Annotated in this window: 16 protein-coding genes; 12 read left to right on the top strand and 4 right to left on the bottom strand. The window is 60.0% G+C overall.

The features are described from left to right. The first annotated feature begins 215 nt into the window (after positions 1 to 215). From ACNA0I_RS23575 to ACNA0I_RS23545, 7 genes are read left to right on the top strand one after another with little or no spacing between them, the layout of a single operon-like run. Positions 216 to 2,660 (top strand): bifunctional salicylyl-CoA 5-hydroxylase/oxidoreductase, encoded by a 2,445-nt coding sequence (locus tag ACNA0I_RS23575; protein WP_415808457.1) that lies wholly within the window; start codon positions 216 to 218, stop codon positions 2,658 to 2,660. Beyond that, a complete protein-coding gene (locus ACNA0I_RS23570; RefSeq protein ID WP_415808456.1) occupies positions 2,657 to 3,448 on the top strand; it encodes an SDR family NAD(P)-dependent oxidoreductase in 792 nt (263 codons plus the stop codon). Before ACNA0I_RS23575 ends, ACNA0I_RS23570 begins: the two co-directional genes overlap by 4 nt. Positions 3,449 to 3,503: 55 nt before the next feature. Beyond that, on the top strand, positions 3,504 to 4,361 hold the full coding sequence (locus tag ACNA0I_RS23565) for an enoyl-CoA hydratase family protein (RefSeq protein WP_415808455.1): 858 nt from the start codon (positions 3,504 to 3,506) through the stop codon (positions 4,359 to 4,361). Between the two features lies 1 nt (position 4,362). Beyond that, positions 4,363 to 5,532: an acyl-CoA dehydrogenase family protein gene (locus ACNA0I_RS23560; RefSeq protein ID WP_415808454.1), complete on the top strand. Its 1,170-nt coding sequence runs from the start codon at positions 4,363 to 4,365 to the stop codon at positions 5,530 to 5,532. 45 nt (positions 5,533 to 5,577) lie between these two features. Then, a complete protein-coding gene (locus ACNA0I_RS23555) occupies positions 5,578 to 7,218 on the top strand; it encodes an AMP-binding protein (protein ID WP_415808453.1) in 1,641 nt (546 codons plus the stop codon). A gap of 41 nt (positions 7,219 to 7,259) precedes the next feature. Next, positions 7,260 to 7,730: an acyl-CoA thioesterase gene (locus ACNA0I_RS23550; RefSeq protein WP_415808452.1), complete on the top strand. Its 471-nt coding sequence runs from the start codon at positions 7,260 to 7,262 to the stop codon at positions 7,728 to 7,730. A gap of 37 nt (positions 7,731 to 7,767) precedes the next feature. Then, positions 7,768 to 8,172, top strand: a complete 405-nt coding sequence (locus ACNA0I_RS23545; protein WP_415808451.1) for a RidA family protein — start codon at positions 7,768 to 7,770, stop codon at positions 8,170 to 8,172. Positions 8,173 to 8,269: 97 nt separating this feature from the next. Here ACNA0I_RS23545 and ACNA0I_RS23540 read toward each other — a convergent pair whose 3' ends face one another. Continuing rightward, positions 8,270 to 9,166 carry a LysR family transcriptional regulator gene (locus ACNA0I_RS23540; protein ID WP_415808450.1) on the bottom strand — a complete coding sequence of 299 codons (897 nt, stop codon included), beginning with the start codon at positions 9,164 to 9,166 and terminating at the stop codon, positions 8,270 to 8,272. A 108-nt stretch (positions 9,167 to 9,274) separates the two neighbouring features. Between ACNA0I_RS23540 and ACNA0I_RS23535 the strand changes: the two genes are divergently transcribed. The 5 genes from ACNA0I_RS23535 to ACNA0I_RS23515 are packed head-to-tail and all read left to right on the top strand — an operon-like array spanning position 9,275 to position 13,894. Next, positions 9,275 to 10,267, top strand: coding sequence for a Bug family tripartite tricarboxylate transporter substrate binding protein (locus ACNA0I_RS23535; protein WP_415808449.1), 993 nt, complete (start codon positions 9,275 to 9,277; stop codon positions 10,265 to 10,267). A gap of 33 nt (positions 10,268 to 10,300) precedes the next feature. After that, a complete protein-coding gene (locus ACNA0I_RS23530) occupies positions 10,301 to 11,350 on the top strand; it encodes an Ldh family oxidoreductase (protein ID WP_415808448.1) in 1,050 nt (349 codons plus the stop codon). A 28-nt stretch (positions 11,351 to 11,378) separates the two neighbouring features. Beyond that, positions 11,379 to 12,356, top strand: a complete 978-nt coding sequence (locus ACNA0I_RS23525) for a Bug family tripartite tricarboxylate transporter substrate binding protein (RefSeq protein ID WP_415808447.1) — start codon at positions 11,379 to 11,381, stop codon at positions 12,354 to 12,356. 3 nt (positions 12,357 to 12,359) lie between these two features. Beyond that, complete coding sequence (locus tag ACNA0I_RS23520; RefSeq protein WP_415808446.1) at positions 12,360 to 13,130, top strand: MBL fold metallo-hydrolase; 771 nt, start codon at positions 12,360 to 12,362, stop codon at positions 13,128 to 13,130. Between the two features lie 23 nt (positions 13,131 to 13,153). Beyond that, complete coding sequence (locus tag ACNA0I_RS23515; RefSeq protein ID WP_415808445.1) at positions 13,154 to 13,894, top strand: ABC transporter substrate-binding protein; 741 nt, start codon at positions 13,154 to 13,156, stop codon at positions 13,892 to 13,894. Positions 13,895 to 13,970: 76 nt separating this feature from the next. Here the strand turns inward: ACNA0I_RS23515 and hemL are convergent, their stop codons facing one another. From hemL to ACNA0I_RS23500, 3 genes are read right to left on the bottom strand one after another with little or no spacing between them, the layout of a single operon-like run. Beyond that, complete coding sequence (gene hemL / locus ACNA0I_RS23510; protein WP_415808444.1) at positions 13,971 to 15,254, bottom strand: glutamate-1-semialdehyde 2,1-aminomutase; 1,284 nt, start codon at positions 15,252 to 15,254, stop codon at positions 13,971 to 13,973. Positions 15,255 to 15,261: 7 nt separating this feature from the next. Further along, positions 15,262 to 15,999, bottom strand: coding sequence for a thiamine phosphate synthase (thiE, locus tag ACNA0I_RS23505; RefSeq protein ID WP_415808443.1), 738 nt, complete (start codon positions 15,997 to 15,999; stop codon positions 15,262 to 15,264). Continuing rightward, positions 15,996 to 16,805, bottom strand: coding sequence for a bifunctional hydroxymethylpyrimidine kinase/phosphomethylpyrimidine kinase (locus ACNA0I_RS23500; protein ID WP_415808460.1), 810 nt, complete (start codon positions 16,803 to 16,805; stop codon positions 15,996 to 15,998). Before ACNA0I_RS23500 ends, thiE begins: the two co-directional genes overlap by 4 nt. Between the last annotated feature and the right edge of the window lie 130 nt (positions 16,806 to 16,935).

The following is a 16,935-nucleotide window of genomic DNA, read 5'->3' as shown; positions in this document are numbered from 1 at the left end:
CAGGGCGCCGGACCGGCCACGTGAAGCCCCCACGCAGCCACTGCCCCGCATCGACGTCCAATAGCACTAAAACCCTCCATCACTAACGAAAACCCGCAAGCAAAAGCCCCTTGCACGAAACCCTCCCCAGCTATATAGTTGAAACCTAAACTAATTAATCGCCAGGAAATAGCAGTACCCCCCTGGCAGAGAGCCGTTTCACGGAGTCATGTGTCATGAAGATTGTCTGCCTAGGGGGCGGCCCCGCGGGCCTGTATTTCGGGTTGCTCATGAAATTGCAGAACCCTGCCAACGAAGTGACAGTGATTGAACGTAACCGGCCGTATGACACGTTTGGCTGGGGCGTGGTGTTTTCCGACGCCACCATGGATAACCTCCGGCAGGCCGATCCCGTGTCGGCGCAGACGATTGGCGATGCGTTCAATCATTGGGACGACATCGAGATCAATTTCCAGGGACAGAGCATCCGTACCAGCGGGCACGGATTTATTGGGATTGGTCGAAAGAAATTGTTGAATATCCTGCAACAGCGCTGCGAAGACGTCGGCGTAAAGCTGGTATTCGAAACGTTCGTGCAGGATGACCAAGCCGCGGCGCAGCAATACGACGCCGATCTGGTGATCGCCTCCGATGGGTTGAATAGCGTCGTGCGCACCCGCTACGCAGACACGTTCAAGCCGGATATCGACACGCGCCGTTGCCGGTTCGTGTGGCTGGGAACGACCAAAGTCTTTGACGCGTTTACTTTTGCCTTCGTGCAAACGGAACACGGCTGGTTCCAAGCGCATGCCTATCGGTTCGAGGACGGACTGTCGACGTTCATCGTCGAGACGCCCGAGGAAACCTGGCAGGCCGCCGGGATAGGCGAGATGAGCCAAGAGGAAGGCATAGCATTCTGCGAAAAGCTGTTTGCGCCCTGGCTGGACGGGCATAAATTGATCAGCAATGCAGCGCATTTGCGCGGTGCGGCGATCTGGATTCGCTTTCCGCGAGTGATCTGCAACACCTGGGTCCAATGGAATACGCTTGATACGCCTCGCGGCCAGCGCCGCGTGCCGGTGGTGCTGATGGGCGACGCCGCACATACCGCGCATTTCTCGATCGGGTCGGGCACCAAATTGGCGTTAGAGGACGCGATTGAGTTGGCGCGCTGCCTGGGAGGCGCAGAGGGCGGGCTGGAGCAGGGCCTGCAACATTACGAAGACGTGCGTAGCGTCGAGGTGCTGAAGATTCAAAACGCTGCCCGCAACTCCACCGAATGGTTTGAAAACGTGCAGCGTTATGCGGACCTGGACCCCGAGCAGTTTGCATATTCGCTGTTGACGCGTTCGCAACGGATCTCGCACGAAAATCTGCGCTTGCGCGATCCTGCCTGGTTAAATGGCTACGAGAGCCGTCTGGCCCAGCGCGCAGCAATGCAGGTGGGCGATGTCACTGAGGCAGCGGGCCTGAAAAACGCAACGCGCGCCTCTGGCACTGCGACTGCAGCTCCTCAGGCCGACGCTGCATTGGACAACGTTTCTGCCACCGCCGCGCCTTTGCCGATGCTGACGCCGTATCGCGTGCGCGGTACGACGCTGAAGAACCGCATTGTCGTCTCTCCAATGGCCATGTATTCATGCGTGGATGGCGTTCCCGGCGAATTCCACCTGGTGCATCTGGGTGCCCGCGCGATGGGCGGCGCAGGCCTGGTCATGGTCGAGATGACATGCCCTTCGCCCGATGCACGCATCACACCGGGATGTCCGGGACTATGGAACGACGAGCAGGCGCAGGCGTTTGGCCGTATCGTGGATTTCGTGCACGCCAACAGCGATGCGCGTATCGGCATGCAGCTTGGCCATGCGGGCCGCAAAGGCTCTACGCAGTTAGGCTGGCAGCAGATGGATCATCCGTTGCCAGACGGCAACTGGCCACTGTTGTCGGCCTCCGCATTGCCTTATTTGCCGGGCATTTCTCAAACGCCGCGAGCAATGACGCGTGAGGATATGGACCGCGTGCGCGATGATTTCGTGGCATCGGCGCGCCGTGCGGCGCAGGCCGGGTTCGATTGGCTGGAATTGCACTGCGCCCACGGTTATTTGCTGTCCAGCTTTATTTCGCCTTTGACCAACCAGCGCGATGATGAGTACGGCGGCAGCCTGGAAAATCGATTGCGCTATCCGTTGGAGGTATTTAACGCGGTGCGCGAAGTGTGGCCTCAGGATTTGCCAATATCCGTGCGTATTTCCGCCCACGATTGGGTGGAAGGAGGGATCACCGCGGACGATGCGGTAGCGATCGCGCGACACTTCAAGGCGGCAGGCGCAGACATGATCGATTGCTCGTCGGGCCAGGTCAGCCCGGATCAACATCCGGTATACGGCCGCATGTATCAGACTCCCTTTGCGGATCGGGTGCGTAACGAGGCGGGCATCCCCACAATCGCAGTCGGCGCGATTTTCGAGGCCGATCATGTCAACGGCATCATTGCCTCGGGCCGTGCGGATCTGTGCGCGCTGGCTCGCCCGCATCTGGCCGATGCGGCATGGACATTGCGAGAGGCCGCGCGCGTCGGTTACCGTGATACGGCGTGGCCGAAACAGTATGCGGCAGGCAAGCGCCAACTCGAAACCAACTTTGAACGCGCCGCACTGATGGCGCAATTGGATGCGAAATGAACACGTCTATCGGCGTATTGGATGGCCGCCATGCCCTGGTGACGGGTGGTGCACGCGGCATAGGCCTGGCCTGCGCGCAGGCCTTGCAGCAACGTGGCGCAACGCTGACCTTGCTGGGGCGTGACCGGGCAGCGCTGGATGCCGCCGTGACTGCCTTGAGCAAACACGGCAAGGTCCATGCCGTAGTCGCTGATATTGCCGACGAAGCCTCAGTGCGAACCGCCTTCGAACAGGCCGCACAGTATGGCGGTGCCGTGGATATTCTGGTCAACAATGCAGGCCAGGCGGTCAGTCAGCGATTCGATCGCACCGACGCAGCAACATGGCAGTCCATGTTGGCGGTGAACTTGACCGGCACCTATCACTGCACGCAGGCCGCGCTGCCAGGCATGTTGGCCGCCGGATGGGGACGAATCATCAATGTCGCCAGCACGGCAGGCTTGATCGGCTATCCCTACGTCAGTGCCTATTGTGCAGCCAAGCATGGTGTGGTCGGACTGACTCGTGCATTAGCGCTGGAATTGGCGCGCAAGGGCATTACTGTCAACGCGGTTTGCCCGGGTTTTACCGAGACCGACATCGTGCGCGATGCCGTGAGCAATATTGTCAGCAAGACCGGCCGCTCGGCTGACGCCGCGCGTGACGAGCTGGCTGCCCGCAATCCCCAGGGCCGTCTGGTGCAACCCGCAGAGGTTGCCGAGACGGTCGCCTGGCTGGCCCTGCCGTCATCGTCATCCATCAATGGCCAGGCCATTGCCGTCGATGGCGGCGAAGTCATGCCAGGCTGAAATTTTCAACCTTATTTCGATCCCAGCGGCACGTCGCGGATCAGCAGGAGACATCATGACCGAAGCATCCACAGAGCACACCATGAAACATCATCGCCGTCCGTATGCAAACTATGCGGCGCGGACTTTCCTGTGGGAGGTGTCAGCGGATGGCAAGGTTGCGACGATCACCTTGAATCGCCCCGAACGCAAGAATCCGTTGACGTTTGACTCGTATGCCGAACTGCGGGATCTGTTTCGTAGTCTGTGCTATGCCACGGATATCAAAGTGGTCGTGGTGACCGGGGCTGGCGGCAATTTCTGCTCGGGCGGCGACGTACACGAGATCATCGGGCCGTTGACCAAAATGAGTATGCCCGAGCTGTTGGATTTCACCCGGATGACGGGCGATCTGGTCAAGGCGATGCGGGCGTGCCCGCAGCCGATTGTGGCGGCTGTGGACGGTGTATGTGCAGGTGCGGGGGCAATGATCGCCTTGGCATCGGATATGCGTCTGGGGACGCCGGTGGCGAAGACCGCGTTCCTGTTCACGCGGGTAGGGCTGGCCGGGGCGGACATGGGGGCATGCACGTTGCTGCCTCGGATGATCGGCCAGGGGCGCGCATCCGAGCTGCTCTATACCGGACGTTCCATGAACGCTGAGGAAGGTTCGCAATGGGGGTTCTTCAATAGCCTGCATGATAGTGCGCAGGTGTTGACGGCGGCGCAGACGCTGGCCGCGCAGTTGGCCGCCGGCCCGACGTTTGCGCATGGCATGACGAAAAAACTGCTGCATCAGGAATGGAACATGGGCGTGGACGAGGCGATCGAGGCGGAAGCCGAAGCCCAGGCCATCTGCATGCAGACGCGCGATTTTCATCGGGCCTATGAGGCGTTCGTGGCCAAGCAAAAACCGGTCTTCGAAGGGGATTGAGATGGCGGACACGTCATGGCTGGATTGGCCTTTTTTTGAGGACCGTCATCGCGAGATGGCTGCCGAGCTCGAGGCGTGGTGCGTCGACGCCTTGGCCGATATCGATCATCATGATACGGACCAAGCGTGCCGCCGATTAGTCGCTGCGTTGGGGCAGGCAGGCTGGTTGCGTTACTGCGTGCCGGCAGGGCCCGACAATACCTGGGGCGGCGCGTTGCCTCAGGTTGACTCGCGCATGGTGTGCATTTTGCGCGAGACGCTCGCACGGCACGAGGGATTGGCGGATTTTGCAGCGGCGATGCAGGGATTGGGCAGTGGGGCGATTGCGCTGATGGGCTCAGATGCGCTGCGTCAGCGTTATTTGCCCAGAGTGGCCAGCGGGCAGGCGATTGCTGCGTTTGCGCTGTCGGAGCCGGAGGCCGGCTCCGATGTGGCCGCACTGTCTTGCTCGGCGCGTCTCGACGGTGATCACTATGTACTCGATGGCGCCAAGACCTGGATTTCCAACGGCGGCATCGCGGACTTTTATTGCGTCTTTGCCAGGACGGGCGAGGCGCCGGGAGCGCGAGGCATCTCCGCGTTTGTGGTGGATGCCGACACGCCGGGATTCAGCGTTTCCGAACGCATTGATGTCATCGCGCCGCATCCGTTGGCGACACTGACGTTCGATAACTGCCGTATTCCTGTGGCGCAACGATTGGGCGAACCGGGGCAGGGATTCAAGCTCGCCATGATGACGCTGGATATTTTCCGCGCATCGGTGGCGGCCGCGGCGTTGGGCTTTGCGCGCCGGGCGTTGGACGAGGGCTTGTCACGCGCGCGCGAGCGCCGCATGTTCGGCCAGACTCTGGCGGATTTGCAGTTGACGCAGGCGGCCCTGGGCGACATGGCGACGGCAATCGATTCTGCTGCGCTGTTGACGTATCGCGCCGCCTGGCTGCGTGACGTCAAAGGGGTGCGCACGACACGAGAGGCCGCGATGGCCAAGATGGCCGCTACCGAGTCGGCGCAGACGGTCATCGATCGCGCTTTGCAAATGTTCGGGGGGGCCGGCGTGGTGTCGGGCGTGCCCGTCGAAAAGTTGTATCGAGAGATCCGCGCCTTGCGTATTTACGAGGGCGCGACGGAAGTCCAAAAACTCATCATCGCCAGAGAGCTGCTTAAAGACTAGCCCACTAGCAACGGCAGCCCATCATCGCATCGCAAGGGGAACACCATGGAACGCTCCGCTCATCAGGATACTTTCGCAAGAGATCATCTGCCTCCTCCTGAGGAATGGCCCGAATTTCTGCTTGATAGCCCCGATGTGAACTATCCCGAACGCATGAATTGCGCCGCGGAACTCGTCGATGCAGCGGTGATGGCGGGACGTGGCGACCGTATTGCACTGCGCTGGCGTCAGGGCGACCAGCTCAAGACCATGACGTATGCCGAGTTGCGAGCGCTGAGCAATCGGATCGCTCACGTATTGACCGAAGATATGCAGTTGGTCCCCGGAAATCGTTTGCTATTGCGTGGTCCGAATAACCCGATGATGGCCGCCTCATGGCTGGCCGCCATCAAGGCCGGCCTGGTCACGGTGCCGACGATGCCGTTGCTGCGCTCGAAGGAACTGAAACAGATCATCGAGAAAGCGCAGGTGACGGCCATGCTGTGCGACGCGCAGTTGCGCGGCGAGGCTGAGCATTGCCTGCAGCAGGATCATGAGCATTATTGCGAGCCGCTCCGTCAGATCGTGCTGTTTAATGATAGCGAGCCGAATTCGCTGGACGTGCGGGCGCAGGCCAAATCCGATGATTTCACTGTGTGCGATACGGCTGCCGATGATGTGTGCCTGATTGCGTTTACCAGCGGCACGACGGGCATGCCTAAAGGATGCATGCATTTCCATCGCGACGTGCTGGCCATGTGCGACCTGTTTCCTCGCCATGTCATCAAGCCCGGGCCCGACGATATTTTCTGCGGTACGCCGCCCTTGGCGTTCACTTTCGGTTTGGGCGGCCTGCTGTGTTTTCCGCTGCGCGTAGGCGCCAGTGTGGCGTTGGCAGAAAAACTCAATCCCGATGCGTTGATGGCCTTGATCCAGGATTTTCGCGCGACGATCGTGTTCACCGCGCCGACCTTCTATCGTCAGATGGCTGGTTTGGTCGGCAAATACGACATCAGCTCGTTAAAGAAAAGCGTGTCTGCAGGCGAGGCCTTGCCCGATGCCACTCGTGAGCTATGGAGGAACGCGACCGGAATCGAGATGATCGACGGGATCGGTGGCACCGAGATGATTCATGTGTTCGTCTCCAGCCCGCCCGATGAGGTCCGCCCGGGAGCCATAGGCAAGGTCGTGCCAGGCTATGTGGCCTGCGTCGTGGACGAAGACATGCAGCCGGTGCCTAATGGCACCGCAGGACGTTTGGCGATCAAGGGGCCGACGGGATGCCGTTACCTGGCAGATGACCGTCAAGGCCGCTTTGTGCAGCAGGGATGGAATCTGCCGGGCGATACCTTTGTACAAGACGACGACGGCTATTTCTTTTACCAGGCGCGCAATGACGACATGATCGTCTCGGCGGGGTACAACATTGCCGGACCCGAGGTCGAGGATGCGCTGCTGCATCATGAAGCCGTGGCCGAGTGCGGCGTTGTCGGCGTGCCGGATGACGAACGCGGCCAGATCGTGAAAGCGTTCGTGGTGCTCAAACCCGGCTACGAAGCGAGTGCCGAGCTGGTAAAGGCTTTGCAGGCTTTTGTAAAAGCGACGGTGGCTCCCTATAAGTATCCGCGTGCGATTGAGTTCGTGGAGGCCCTGCCGCGCACCGAAACCGGGAAACTGCAACGCTTTGCGTTGAGGCAAAGAGCCTGAGACAGGATATGGAGCAGGTTTCACCCATAGGATCGACGGCCATGTCAGGACAGCCCTTTATCAGCGAAGTCGACGTACGTTTTCGGCATTGTGACCCGGCCGGGATCGTGTTTTACCCGCGCTATTTCGAGATGATCAATGATTTCGTCGAGGAATGGTTCGATAAAGGGATGGGTCTGCCGTTTCACACGCTGCATGTCGGGCGCCGCATCGGAACGCCGCTGGCATCGGTGCAATGTGATTTTTCCGCGCCGAGCCGTTGGCATGAGACCTTGCGCCAGGAACTGGTTGTGCACCGTATCGGCGGCGCGTCGTTCAGCGCCGAAGTGACGTTCTTCGGGCCAGATGGCGGTGTGCGGCTGAAGGCAATGCTCACCATCGTCACGGTGGATCTGGATCGTATGCGGTCTACCGCGATTCCCGATGATTTGCGCCTGCGGATGCGGGAGTTTTTAATCGCGGAGCCGCCGCAGCAAGGCAATCGTGCCTTCGATGAAAGCCGCCAGCCATAGGGGCGGCGTTCGAGGTTTTTAATAAAAGGATGATTCCATGAAGATTTTGCAACCGCCTGACTGGCTGCCGCCGCGCGGCTATTCGAACGGAGTGATGACGCAAGTCGCGGTCGGGGACCGGCTGGTGTTCGTCGGGGGCCAGGTGGGCTGGAATGGTCAGCAGCAATTCGAGACGGATGACTTTGCCGGACAAGTGCGGCAGGCACTGCTGAACGTGATGGCGATATTGGCCGAAGGCGGCGGCAAGCCAGAGCACATCGTACGCATGACGTGGTATGTGAAGAATAAGCGCGAATATGTGGCGTCCTATCCAGAGATCGGCAAGCACTATCGAGAGATCGTCGGACGGCATTTCCCGCCGATGAGTGCGGTCGAGGTCGCCGATCTGGTCGAGGATCGGGCCAAGGTAGAGATCGAGGTGACAGCGGTGATTCCGGGCTGATCAACCTCTATCGGCAGGGTGGACGCACCAGCACCTGCAACATTGCGCAGATCGAGTGGCGCACGGACGGCATGTGGCCCTTGCGCTTGATTGCCGGTTAACGCCTGGACTCCACCCTTTCGGCCAGCAGGTCGTACAGCAGCCGCGCGACGGGGTTGAGGTCCTTGCCCCGGGGATGTATCAGTCCAATTGTTCGCGTGATTGTGGGATTACGCAGCGTGATGCTGACCAAGGTGTCATGGCCCTTGGATGGCATGGCCAGGCGCGGGACGACGCCGATTCCCAGGCCCGCTTCGACCATGCTGACCAGCGCCGGTACGTGTTGTACCTCACAGAAATGGCGTGGCCGCTGCTCACTGCGCGCGAGCGCCTGGTCAATCAGAAAGCGGTTGCCGCTGCCTTGGGCCAGCGTGATATAGGCGTGATGGGCCAGGTCTGCCCAATTGACGGATCGCCGCCTGGCCAAGGGATGTGTGCGGCTGACTGCTGCGACAAAAGGTTCCTCGAGCAATGGCTTGAACTCGATCTCTGCATCGTTGGTACCGATGTAAGTCAAGCCGAAATCGGCATCGCCACGAGACACTGCCGTTAATACCTGCGACGAGGATTCGTCGATGATGCGTATCCTGATACGTGGATAGCGTGCATGGTATTCACGAATCACGTCTGGCAGAAAATATCCGACAGCTGATGGTACGCAGGCGATGGTCACCATTCCCGATAGCCGCTCGGCCACGTCTTGAATGCCGACCAACGCATTTTCCAGTTCGTTCAGAACGTTCCTGGCCCTGGGAACAAAACCGCGTCCTATCGTGGTCAGTTCGACTTTTCTTGTGGTCCTCGTAAACAGTTGGACGCCAAGCGCGTCCTCCAGTTTGTCGGCGCGTCGCGATAGCGCCGATTGTGAGAGATGCAACGCCTCGGATGCTGCTCGAAAGCTTCCTAAATCGGCAACGGCCAAGAAAGCGCGCAGATCGGCAAGATCGAATTTCATGCGTTTTGGACAAGAATAGATCGAATTTTTGCACTTTACTCCATTCTGCAGCCTGGGAGACGATAGCTCCCATCGCAGAGAACGGTCTGCGAGCGAGGAGACAAACCAATGATGCTTTTACGCAGAAACCCTCTGCGCCGATGGGCGCGGCTTGCCTGGATTTCCCTATTGATCGGTGCGGCGGCGGCGGCAAACGCGGGCGAGTGGCCCGAGCGGCCTATTCGATTGCTCGTCCCTTATGGGCCTGGCGGCAGTTCGGACGTGGTCGCGCGGGCAGTTGCCGCAGAAATGTCGCGTGACTTGGGACAGCAAGTCATCGTGGAAAACAAGGGCGGTGGCCAGGGAACGATTGCCACGACCGAGGTTGCCAGGGCCAATCCGGATGGATATACCTTGATTCTGGGACATGTGGGAACGTTGGCGGTCAATCCCACCATGATGCCGAAACTGAACTACGACCCGCGCCGCGATTTCGCTCCGATCGTTTTGCTGGCCAAACTGCCTATGGTCTTCGCCGTTGGCGGCAATGTACAGGCAAAGACTTTGCCCGAGTTCGTTCAGTTGGCGAGGTCTAAACCTGGCGAGATCAATTACGGGTCTGCAGGTAACGGCAGTGCCGGGCATCTCGCATTCGAGATGTTGAAAACGGCGGCAAAGATCGACGTGGTTCATGTGCCTTATCGAGGTACCGGCGCACAGGTCAACGACTTGTTGGCTGGCAATATCGACGCTGCCGCAGCGGGAACGCCAGGGCTGCTGCCGCATGCCCTGGCGGGCAAGATCCGAATCGTGGCAGTGGGATCAGCAGCTCGGCTTTCTGTGTTGCCTGATGTGCCCACTGTTGCTGAACAGGGGTATCCAGGCTTTGAAAGTTCGCAGTGGTTTGGCCTTTTGGCGCCAGCTGGAACCCCTGAACCGGTTATCAAACGACTGCACCAGGCGGCGGTGCATGCGCTTAACACCGATGCTGTCCGAAACCGTCTGGCCCACGATGCGAGCGAACCGTCCGGCGCGGGGCCCGCTGAATTCGCGACTTTTATCGACGCAGAAGAACTGCGGTGGGGCCGGGTCGTGAAAGACGCACATCTCTCTATTGAATAAATCAAGACACCATACCATCCAGGAATATTCAGCATGACTCAAGCACGAGAAAAGATCGTTGTACCGGAAGCGCAGTTAACGGAGCTCGGCATCCGCGCCTTCGAAGGGCTGGGATTGCCTCATCAAGATGCGGTGGATGTGGTTCGAATTCTCGTGCTTGCAGACTTGTTTGGATTGTCCACACACGGCTTGTCGCGCATCGAGTCCTATGGTGAACGCCTGCAGGTTCGCGGAATCAATGCCCGTCCAAATATTCACGTGACGAGCCCCGCACCCGGGCTGCGATTGGTGGCGGGAGATAACGCCGTTGGCCCTCTGGTTGGAATGCATGCGTTACGGGCTGCCATGCAGGCGGCAGAGCAGTGTGGCGTTGGTATCGCGTTTGCACGGCAGAGTAATCATTTCGGGCCGATTTCGCCTTATGGCTTGATCGCGGCAGAGGCCGGGTTTGCCAGCATCATAGGCAGCAACGCGACCACGACCATAGCCCCTTGGGGGGGAACGGATGCTCGCGTGGGCAATAGTCCGATTGGCTTTGCCGTTCCCAATCCAGGAGGGAACCCTTTCCTGTTGGATATGGCCATGAGCGTTGTCGCCAGAGCGAAGATTCGCAATGCTCTGAAAGCCGGCACGTCGATTCCCGACACATGGGCGACGGATGCCGCAGGCCGGCCGACGACCGATCCCAAGCAGGCGCTCGATGGTTTCCTGTTGCCTATCGGCGGACATAAAGGTTACGGGCTTGCGCTGATGGTGGATCTTTTTGCCGGATTGCTATCCGGGGCGGCCTATCTGACGCACGTGAAATCATGGGTAGATGCACCGGACGAGCCCCAGAATCTAGGGCATTTCTTTCTATTGATTGATACCAGGAAACTGGGCTCGACGCAGTGGCTCACTGACAGAATGAATGATTTCGCCTCTATTTTGCACGACAGTCCTGCTGCAGATGCCGAGCGGCCAGTCATTCAACCCGGCGACATTGAACTGTCCAGATTGAACGTGCAACGAAGGGAGGGTATCGCCATTGAGCCAGAGGTGTTGGCGTTATTGCGCAAGCATGCGGGTGAGCAGCCCGCCTGAGTGTTGCGGCGTATAGAGGAGACAGGCGATGAAGAAAAAAAGGCTGTGCTTGAGCGTGGCATTAATCGCGGGATTGATGGGGGCTTCCGGTGCCGCCATGGCCGATTACCCGGATAAACCTATCCGGATGATTGTGCCCTACGTCGCGGGCGGTGCCGCCGATATCACCGCGCGCGTGTTGGCCGCACAGATGTCTCATGAGCTCGGCGGCACGATTGTTGTGGAGAACAAGCCAGGAGCCAATGGCATGATTGGCACCGATATGGTCGCCAAGTCTGCGCCGGACGGCTATACCTTGCTGCTCGATGCGAGCGGTCCGCTCGTCGTCAACCCTTCGCTTTACAAAAAAACGCCATACGATCCTGTCAAGGATTTTGCTCCTATCAGTCAGATCGCGAGCTACCAGTACGTGCTGGTCGTGCCTGAGCAATCATCGATTCACGGTCTTGATGAACTCATTGCAGCCGCAAAGGAGAAACCCGGTGAGGTGACTTATGGCTCCGCCGGTATCGGTGCCGGCGGACATTTGGCCGGGGAACTGTTGGCGATGCAGACCAAGACCGAACTCTCGCACATTCCCTACAAAGGCAATGCGCAGGCGTTGACGGATGTCCTGGGTGGCCAACTCTCTTTCACCTTTGATACGGTGGTTACTGCCACGCCCTATCTGCGTACGGGAAAACTGCGCGGGTACGCGGTATCCGGTCCTCGCCGGGCAGAAGGGCTTCCGGACATTCCCACGATGCAGGAGTTAGGCTACAAGGATTTCGTCGTGACACAGTTTCAAGGTCTCTTGGCGCCGGCCGGAACGGGCCCCAAGATCATTGCGAAGCTGCACGCCGCCGCCGTGCGCGCTGCAAAACATCCTGATGTGGTTCGCAAGCTGGAGACCGAGGGTGGCAACGAGATCATCGCCGGGACGCCCGAAGCGTTTGCGCAGCAAATACGCGAGGATCTGCTGCGCTATCGGCAGCTGATTCAAGATGCTCATGTGAAAGCGGAGTAAGCGATGTATCAGATCGATATTCTTGTGCAGGGATACCCCGGGCGTGCCGTCTGTCACGGGGGACTGGGTTGGAGCACCAGCACGTTATTGCGGGCAGCGGATCGCAAGATCCTGGTTGATGTAGGGGCTTTCGGTATACGCCATCTGCTCAACAAGCAATTGCATGCTTGTGGTGTCGATGCGTCAGAGATCACGGATGTGGTGCTGACGCACGCCCATTACGATCATGCCGTGAATTTCACGCTTTTCCCCAATGCCACCGTTTGGATAGGGGAACTGGAACTCGACTGGGCATCAAAACAACCTCCCGGTTTCAATCCCTTGCCCGAGCTGTATGTACGAGAGCTGACGCAGTTGGCCCGCGTCAAGCGTCTGCGTCATAACGAAATGTTTATTCCCGGTATTACAGCCATCGCCGCGCCGGGACATACGCCGGGCCACCTCCTGTTTTATATGGACGACGAACGCCAGCCCGTGCTGTTTACCGGAGACGCGGCAAAGAATCGCGCGGAGTTGATATCCGGCCGTGTCGTGGATACAGGGGACGTCGCTGCGAGTCAGGCAAGCGTGGAACAGATCTGGGCGCTGTGGCGCCGTCGGCCTAATACGTTGCTCGTCCCGGGGCATGATGTGGGAATGGTTTTGAATGATCAGGGCTTGCCCGAATACGTGAGCGAACGCCACGCGGCCATTAACGCGTGGTTCGGTGATGATCTGGAGCCTATGCAGATCGATCTTTGCTGTCAGCCGCGACTACAACGATTTTCCGTTTGAATTATCACTTGGCAATTTTCTCTATGACTATTGATCCGAATGTCGTTTCTTCCTTCACCCCTACTGGCCGTTTACGAGCATCTATCAATCTCGGTAATCCCATTCTCGCGAATCGAAATGCGGCGGGTGAACCGGCCGGTGTGTCTGTAGACCTCGCGGATGCTTTTGCCCGGCGCCTCGGTGTGGAGCTGGAGCTGGTGGTGCTTGATAGCGCTGGCAAGTCGGTGGACACGGTGACACAAGAACGAGCCGATATCGGTTTTTTCGCCATCGATCCGAAACGTGCGGCAGGGATATGTTTTACCGATGCCTATGTGCTGATTGAGGGGGCCTATCTGGTCCGTGATGACTCGCCGTTGCAGCACATGGACGAAGTCGATCGCGCGGGACATCGCGTGACGGTAGGCCAAGGCAGTGCCTACGATCTGTTCTTGTCTCGCGAGTTAAAACACGCGTCTATCACGCGGGCAGCGACTTCTCCGACGGTTGTGGCAACCTTTTTGGCTGATGGGACCGAGGTGGCCGCAGGGGTCAAGCAACAGCTTGAGTCGGATGCGCGCCACCATGGTGGATTGCGTTTGCTTGAAGGAAGCTTTATGACGATTCGCCAAGCGATGGGGCTGCCGCGCGGGCGAGGAGAGGCCGCTGCGAAAGTGCTGGCAAGCTTTGTCGAAGAGATGAAGCGCAGTGGATTTGTTGAGGATGCGCTGAAACGTCATGGCATCCAGGGGGCTGCTGTGGCCCCAGCTGCGGCCTTGGCCTGAGTACGATGTCATCAGGCCATCTACGGTCAGTAGACGGCCTGATGATGTTGCGATGTTTCCTTGGGCGGTCAGGCCGTTAGGCACGCATTCCCGCAAAAACTGCCTCGGCTGCGTCCAGCGTCGCATCGATGACTGCGTCATCATGCGTGGCCGAGACGAAACCGGCCTCAAAGGCCGACGGCGCAAAATGTACGCCGCGATCCAGCATGGCGTGGAAGAAATGCTTGAACGCTTCGCCGTCGCTGGCGGAAACCTCGGTGAACGAGTTGGGTACCGTGTCCCGGAAGTACAGGCCGAACATGCCGCCGACGGAATCGGCCGAGAAAGCGATATTGGCGGCTTGGGCGCGCTGGCGCAGACCGTCGACCAGGCGCGTCGTCTGGGCTGCCAGGCGATCATAGAAACCCGGCTCGCCAATCAGGCGCAAGGTGGCCAGACCGGCGGCGACCGCAACGGGGTTGCCCGACAGTGTGCCTGCCTGGTAGACAGCGCCCAGCGGAGCCAGATGTTCCATCAAATCGGCACGGCCACCCAATGCACCGACGGGCATGCCGCCACCGATGACTTTCGCCAAGGTCGTCAGATCGGGTTTGATGCCGGTCAGACCTTGGACGCCTTGAGGGCCCACACGAAAGCCTGTCATGACTTCGTCGAAAATCAGAACGGCGCCATGTCGCGTGCACAGATCCCGCAGGCCCTGCAGGAATCCATCGGCGGGTTTGATCAGGTTCATGTTGCCGGCGACAGGTTCTACGATGACGCAGGCAATGTCGGTGCCGTGCTGCGCAAACGCGGCTTCGACGGCGGTGAGGTTGTTGTATTCCAGGGTCAGCGTGTGCGAGACAAACTCAGGCGGCACGCCAGCAGAACTGGGATTGCCCAGCGTCAACAGGCCCGAGCCGGCTTTGACTAGCAGGCTGTCTGAATGGCCGTGATAACAGCCCTCGAATTTGACGATCTTGGCACGGCCGGTTGCGCCGCGAGCCAGACGGATAGCCGTCATCGTAGCCTCGGTGCCCGAGCTCACCAGGCGAACTTTGTCCAGAGAGGGCAGGCGTTCGATCAAGGTTTCCGCCAGCTCGATCTCGGCTTGGGTCGGTGCGCCGAACGACAAGCCGCCCAGCGCAGCTTCGCGCACGGCCTCGACGACTTCGGGATGGGCGTGGCCCAGGATGGCCGGACCCCAGGAGCCGACATAGTCGATGTAACGGGTGTCTTCCTCGTCCCACACGTAGGGCCCTTGGGCGCGCTTGATAAAGCGCGGTGTGCCGCCCACCGAGCGGAAGGCGCGTACAGGAGAGTTGACGCCGCCAGGGATGCTGCGGCAAGCACGATCAAAAAGTTGGGCGTTGGTGGACATGATGTTTCTATGAAAAAAACGACGCGTCCGCGTCGCGGCATGATGAGGGAAACGGCGCAGCGCAGGCCTGGGCCGCCGCTTTAATATCAGGCGCTTCGAAAAGCCCCGTGATCACCGCGATACTGTCTGCACCTGCTTGAGCGACCTGCGGGGCCAGAGCAGGCGTAATGCCGCCGATGGCAACCACAGCAGCACGTGCCACGGTAGAGGAGGGCTGCGCCGATGTGCCCGCCGCGAATGCGGTCGCGCCTTGCTCAGCGGCATGACGAGTCGCCAGTTCACGAGCCTGCGCGAGCAGGCTCAAGGGCGCTTGCACCGCTTGCGGCTTGGTGGGCGAGGAAAATACGGCCCCGAACGCGATGTAGTCTGCGCCTGCATCGAGCAACTGACGCGCCCGATCCAATTCGTTGTAGCAGGACGCGCCCAGGATCAGGTTGGGTCCGGCATCCGCACGCGCCTGCGCCAGATCACCGTCGTCACGGCCCAGGTGTGCGCCATCGGCGCCGACGTCCAGCGCCAGACGCCAATGGTCATTGATCAAAAATACGACACCGAGCTCGCGGCATAGTGGCGCCAGGGCGCGAGCCTGGGCCGCACGCTGCTCAGGGGTGGCGTTCTTGCGCCGTAGTTGCAGGGCACGCATGCCGCCCGCGGCCGCGGCACGCACGGCATCCAGCAATCGATCCGTGTCGTCCCATTCAGGGGTAACACCGTAGAGGCCCGACGGAAAGCGTAATGTGGTCATGGAGTGCCTATCCGATTTGGAATCCGTCGGCCCATTCCCGCCAAAAAGGCGGCTGCCAGGGTCTGGTCGGCGTGGTGGAGGGCTTGCTCGACCGCTTTGGGCATGTCCAGCCCCTGCGCCAGCATGGCGGCAGCCGCTGTGGCAGCGACGCCGCCTGTATCGGCATTGCGCTCGGGAGGAGCCTGCCATGGCAACGTGACGGTTTGTCCCTCGGGGCCCAGCAGTACATTGCCATTATGTCCAGGACGCACGGGGGCGCCCAGTACCAGCGCCCACTGCGCCCCACCCGCGACCAGCGCATGCATGGGGCTGGCCGCGTCACCGATGTTGATTTCGCCATCTGCATGCCATTGCGCCAGGCGTATGTGCTCGACCACCACCAGATCGGTTTGAGGCAGCACCAGCTCCAGGGTGGCGGCCAGCAGGTCTTGGGCGTCGTCCTCGGCGGCCACGTCCTGGGCCAGCACACCGCGTTGGCCCAGGTGCAGCACCAGCGGCACCTGGCTATAGTCTGCGGCGATCTGGGCTACCACGCTGGCCGTCTCGGCACTGTAAAGTCCGCCGACTTTAATTGCGTGTACCGGCATGTCTTCGAGGAGGCAGCGTGCCTGATCGTCGAGCAATTCGGGTGAAATGGGCTGGATGTCTTCGATTCCGGCAGTATCCTGCACGGTAAGGGCCGTCGCCGCGGCCAGCCCGTGGCAGCCCAGGCGGGCGCTGGTCACGGCGTCAGCGGGGAGTCCGTCGGCGCCAGAGGGGTCAACCGGCCCGAAAATCAGGATGAGAGGGGGAGTCACAGAGGTCAAATGCTGCGTGAAAGGCGGGATTTTGTCCGATCGCACGACGGCAAATCGGGCAACCCCTATTGGGTTTCGGTAAGATTGCCCCATTCTAATGGATGCGGCTTACGCTTTGCCCGTCGCGGGCGGGTCGGCC

It is taken from the genome of Bordetella muralis, from assembly GCF_965139205.1.
GTDB lineage: Bacteria > Pseudomonadota > Gammaproteobacteria > Burkholderiales > Burkholderiaceae_B > Bordetella_A > Bordetella_A muralis.
The sequence above is the reverse complement of the archived record's forward strand: the minus strand, read 5'-3'. Positions and strand labels throughout refer to the sequence as shown.

What these genes read in the sequence shown, in the direction of transcription:
- ACNA0I_RS23555 (WP_415808453.1), top strand. Translation starts at nt 5,578, where the DNA reads ATGGAACGCTCCGCTCATCAGGATACTTTCGCAAGAGATCATCTGCCT.
- ACNA0I_RS23535 (WP_415808449.1), top strand. Translation starts at nt 9,275, where the DNA reads ATGATGCTTTTACGCAGAAACCCTCTGCGCCGATGGGCGCGGCTTGCC.
- ACNA0I_RS23515 (WP_415808445.1), top strand. Translation starts at nt 13,154, where the DNA reads ATGACTATTGATCCGAATGTCGTTTCTTCCTTCACCCCTACTGGCCGT.
- ACNA0I_RS23560 (WP_415808454.1), top strand. Translation starts at nt 4,363, where the DNA reads ATGGCGGACACGTCATGGCTGGATTGGCCTTTTTTTGAGGACCGTCAT.
- ACNA0I_RS23530 (WP_415808448.1), top strand. Translation starts at nt 10,301, where the DNA reads ATGACTCAAGCACGAGAAAAGATCGTTGTACCGGAAGCGCAGTTAACG.
- ACNA0I_RS23565 (WP_415808455.1), top strand. Translation starts at nt 3,504, where the DNA reads ATGACCGAAGCATCCACAGAGCACACCATGAAACATCATCGCCGTCCG.
- ACNA0I_RS23545 (WP_415808451.1), top strand. Translation starts at nt 7,768, where the DNA reads ATGAAGATTTTGCAACCGCCTGACTGGCTGCCGCCGCGCGGCTATTCG.
- ACNA0I_RS23540 (WP_415808450.1), bottom strand. Translation starts at nt 9,166, where the DNA reads ATGAAATTCGATCTTGCCGATCTGCGCGCTTTCTTGGCCGTTGCCGAT.
- ACNA0I_RS23570 (WP_415808456.1), top strand. Translation starts at nt 2,657, where the DNA reads ATGAACACGTCTATCGGCGTATTGGATGGCCGCCATGCCCTGGTGACG.
- ACNA0I_RS23575 (WP_415808457.1), top strand. Translation starts at nt 216, where the DNA reads ATGAAGATTGTCTGCCTAGGGGGCGGCCCCGCGGGCCTGTATTTCGGG.
- ACNA0I_RS23550 (WP_415808452.1), top strand. Translation starts at nt 7,260, where the DNA reads ATGTCAGGACAGCCCTTTATCAGCGAAGTCGACGTACGTTTTCGGCAT.
- hemL (WP_415808444.1), bottom strand. Translation starts at nt 15,254, where the DNA reads ATGTCCACCAACGCCCAACTTTTTGATCGTGCTTGCCGCAGCATCCCT.
- ACNA0I_RS23525 (WP_415808447.1), top strand. Translation starts at nt 11,379, where the DNA reads ATGAAGAAAAAAAGGCTGTGCTTGAGCGTGGCATTAATCGCGGGATTG.
- ACNA0I_RS23520 (WP_415808446.1), top strand. Translation starts at nt 12,360, where the DNA reads ATGTATCAGATCGATATTCTTGTGCAGGGATACCCCGGGCGTGCCGTC.
- thiE (WP_415808443.1), bottom strand. Translation starts at nt 15,999, where the DNA reads ATGACCACATTACGCTTTCCGTCGGGCCTCTACGGTGTTACCCCTGAA.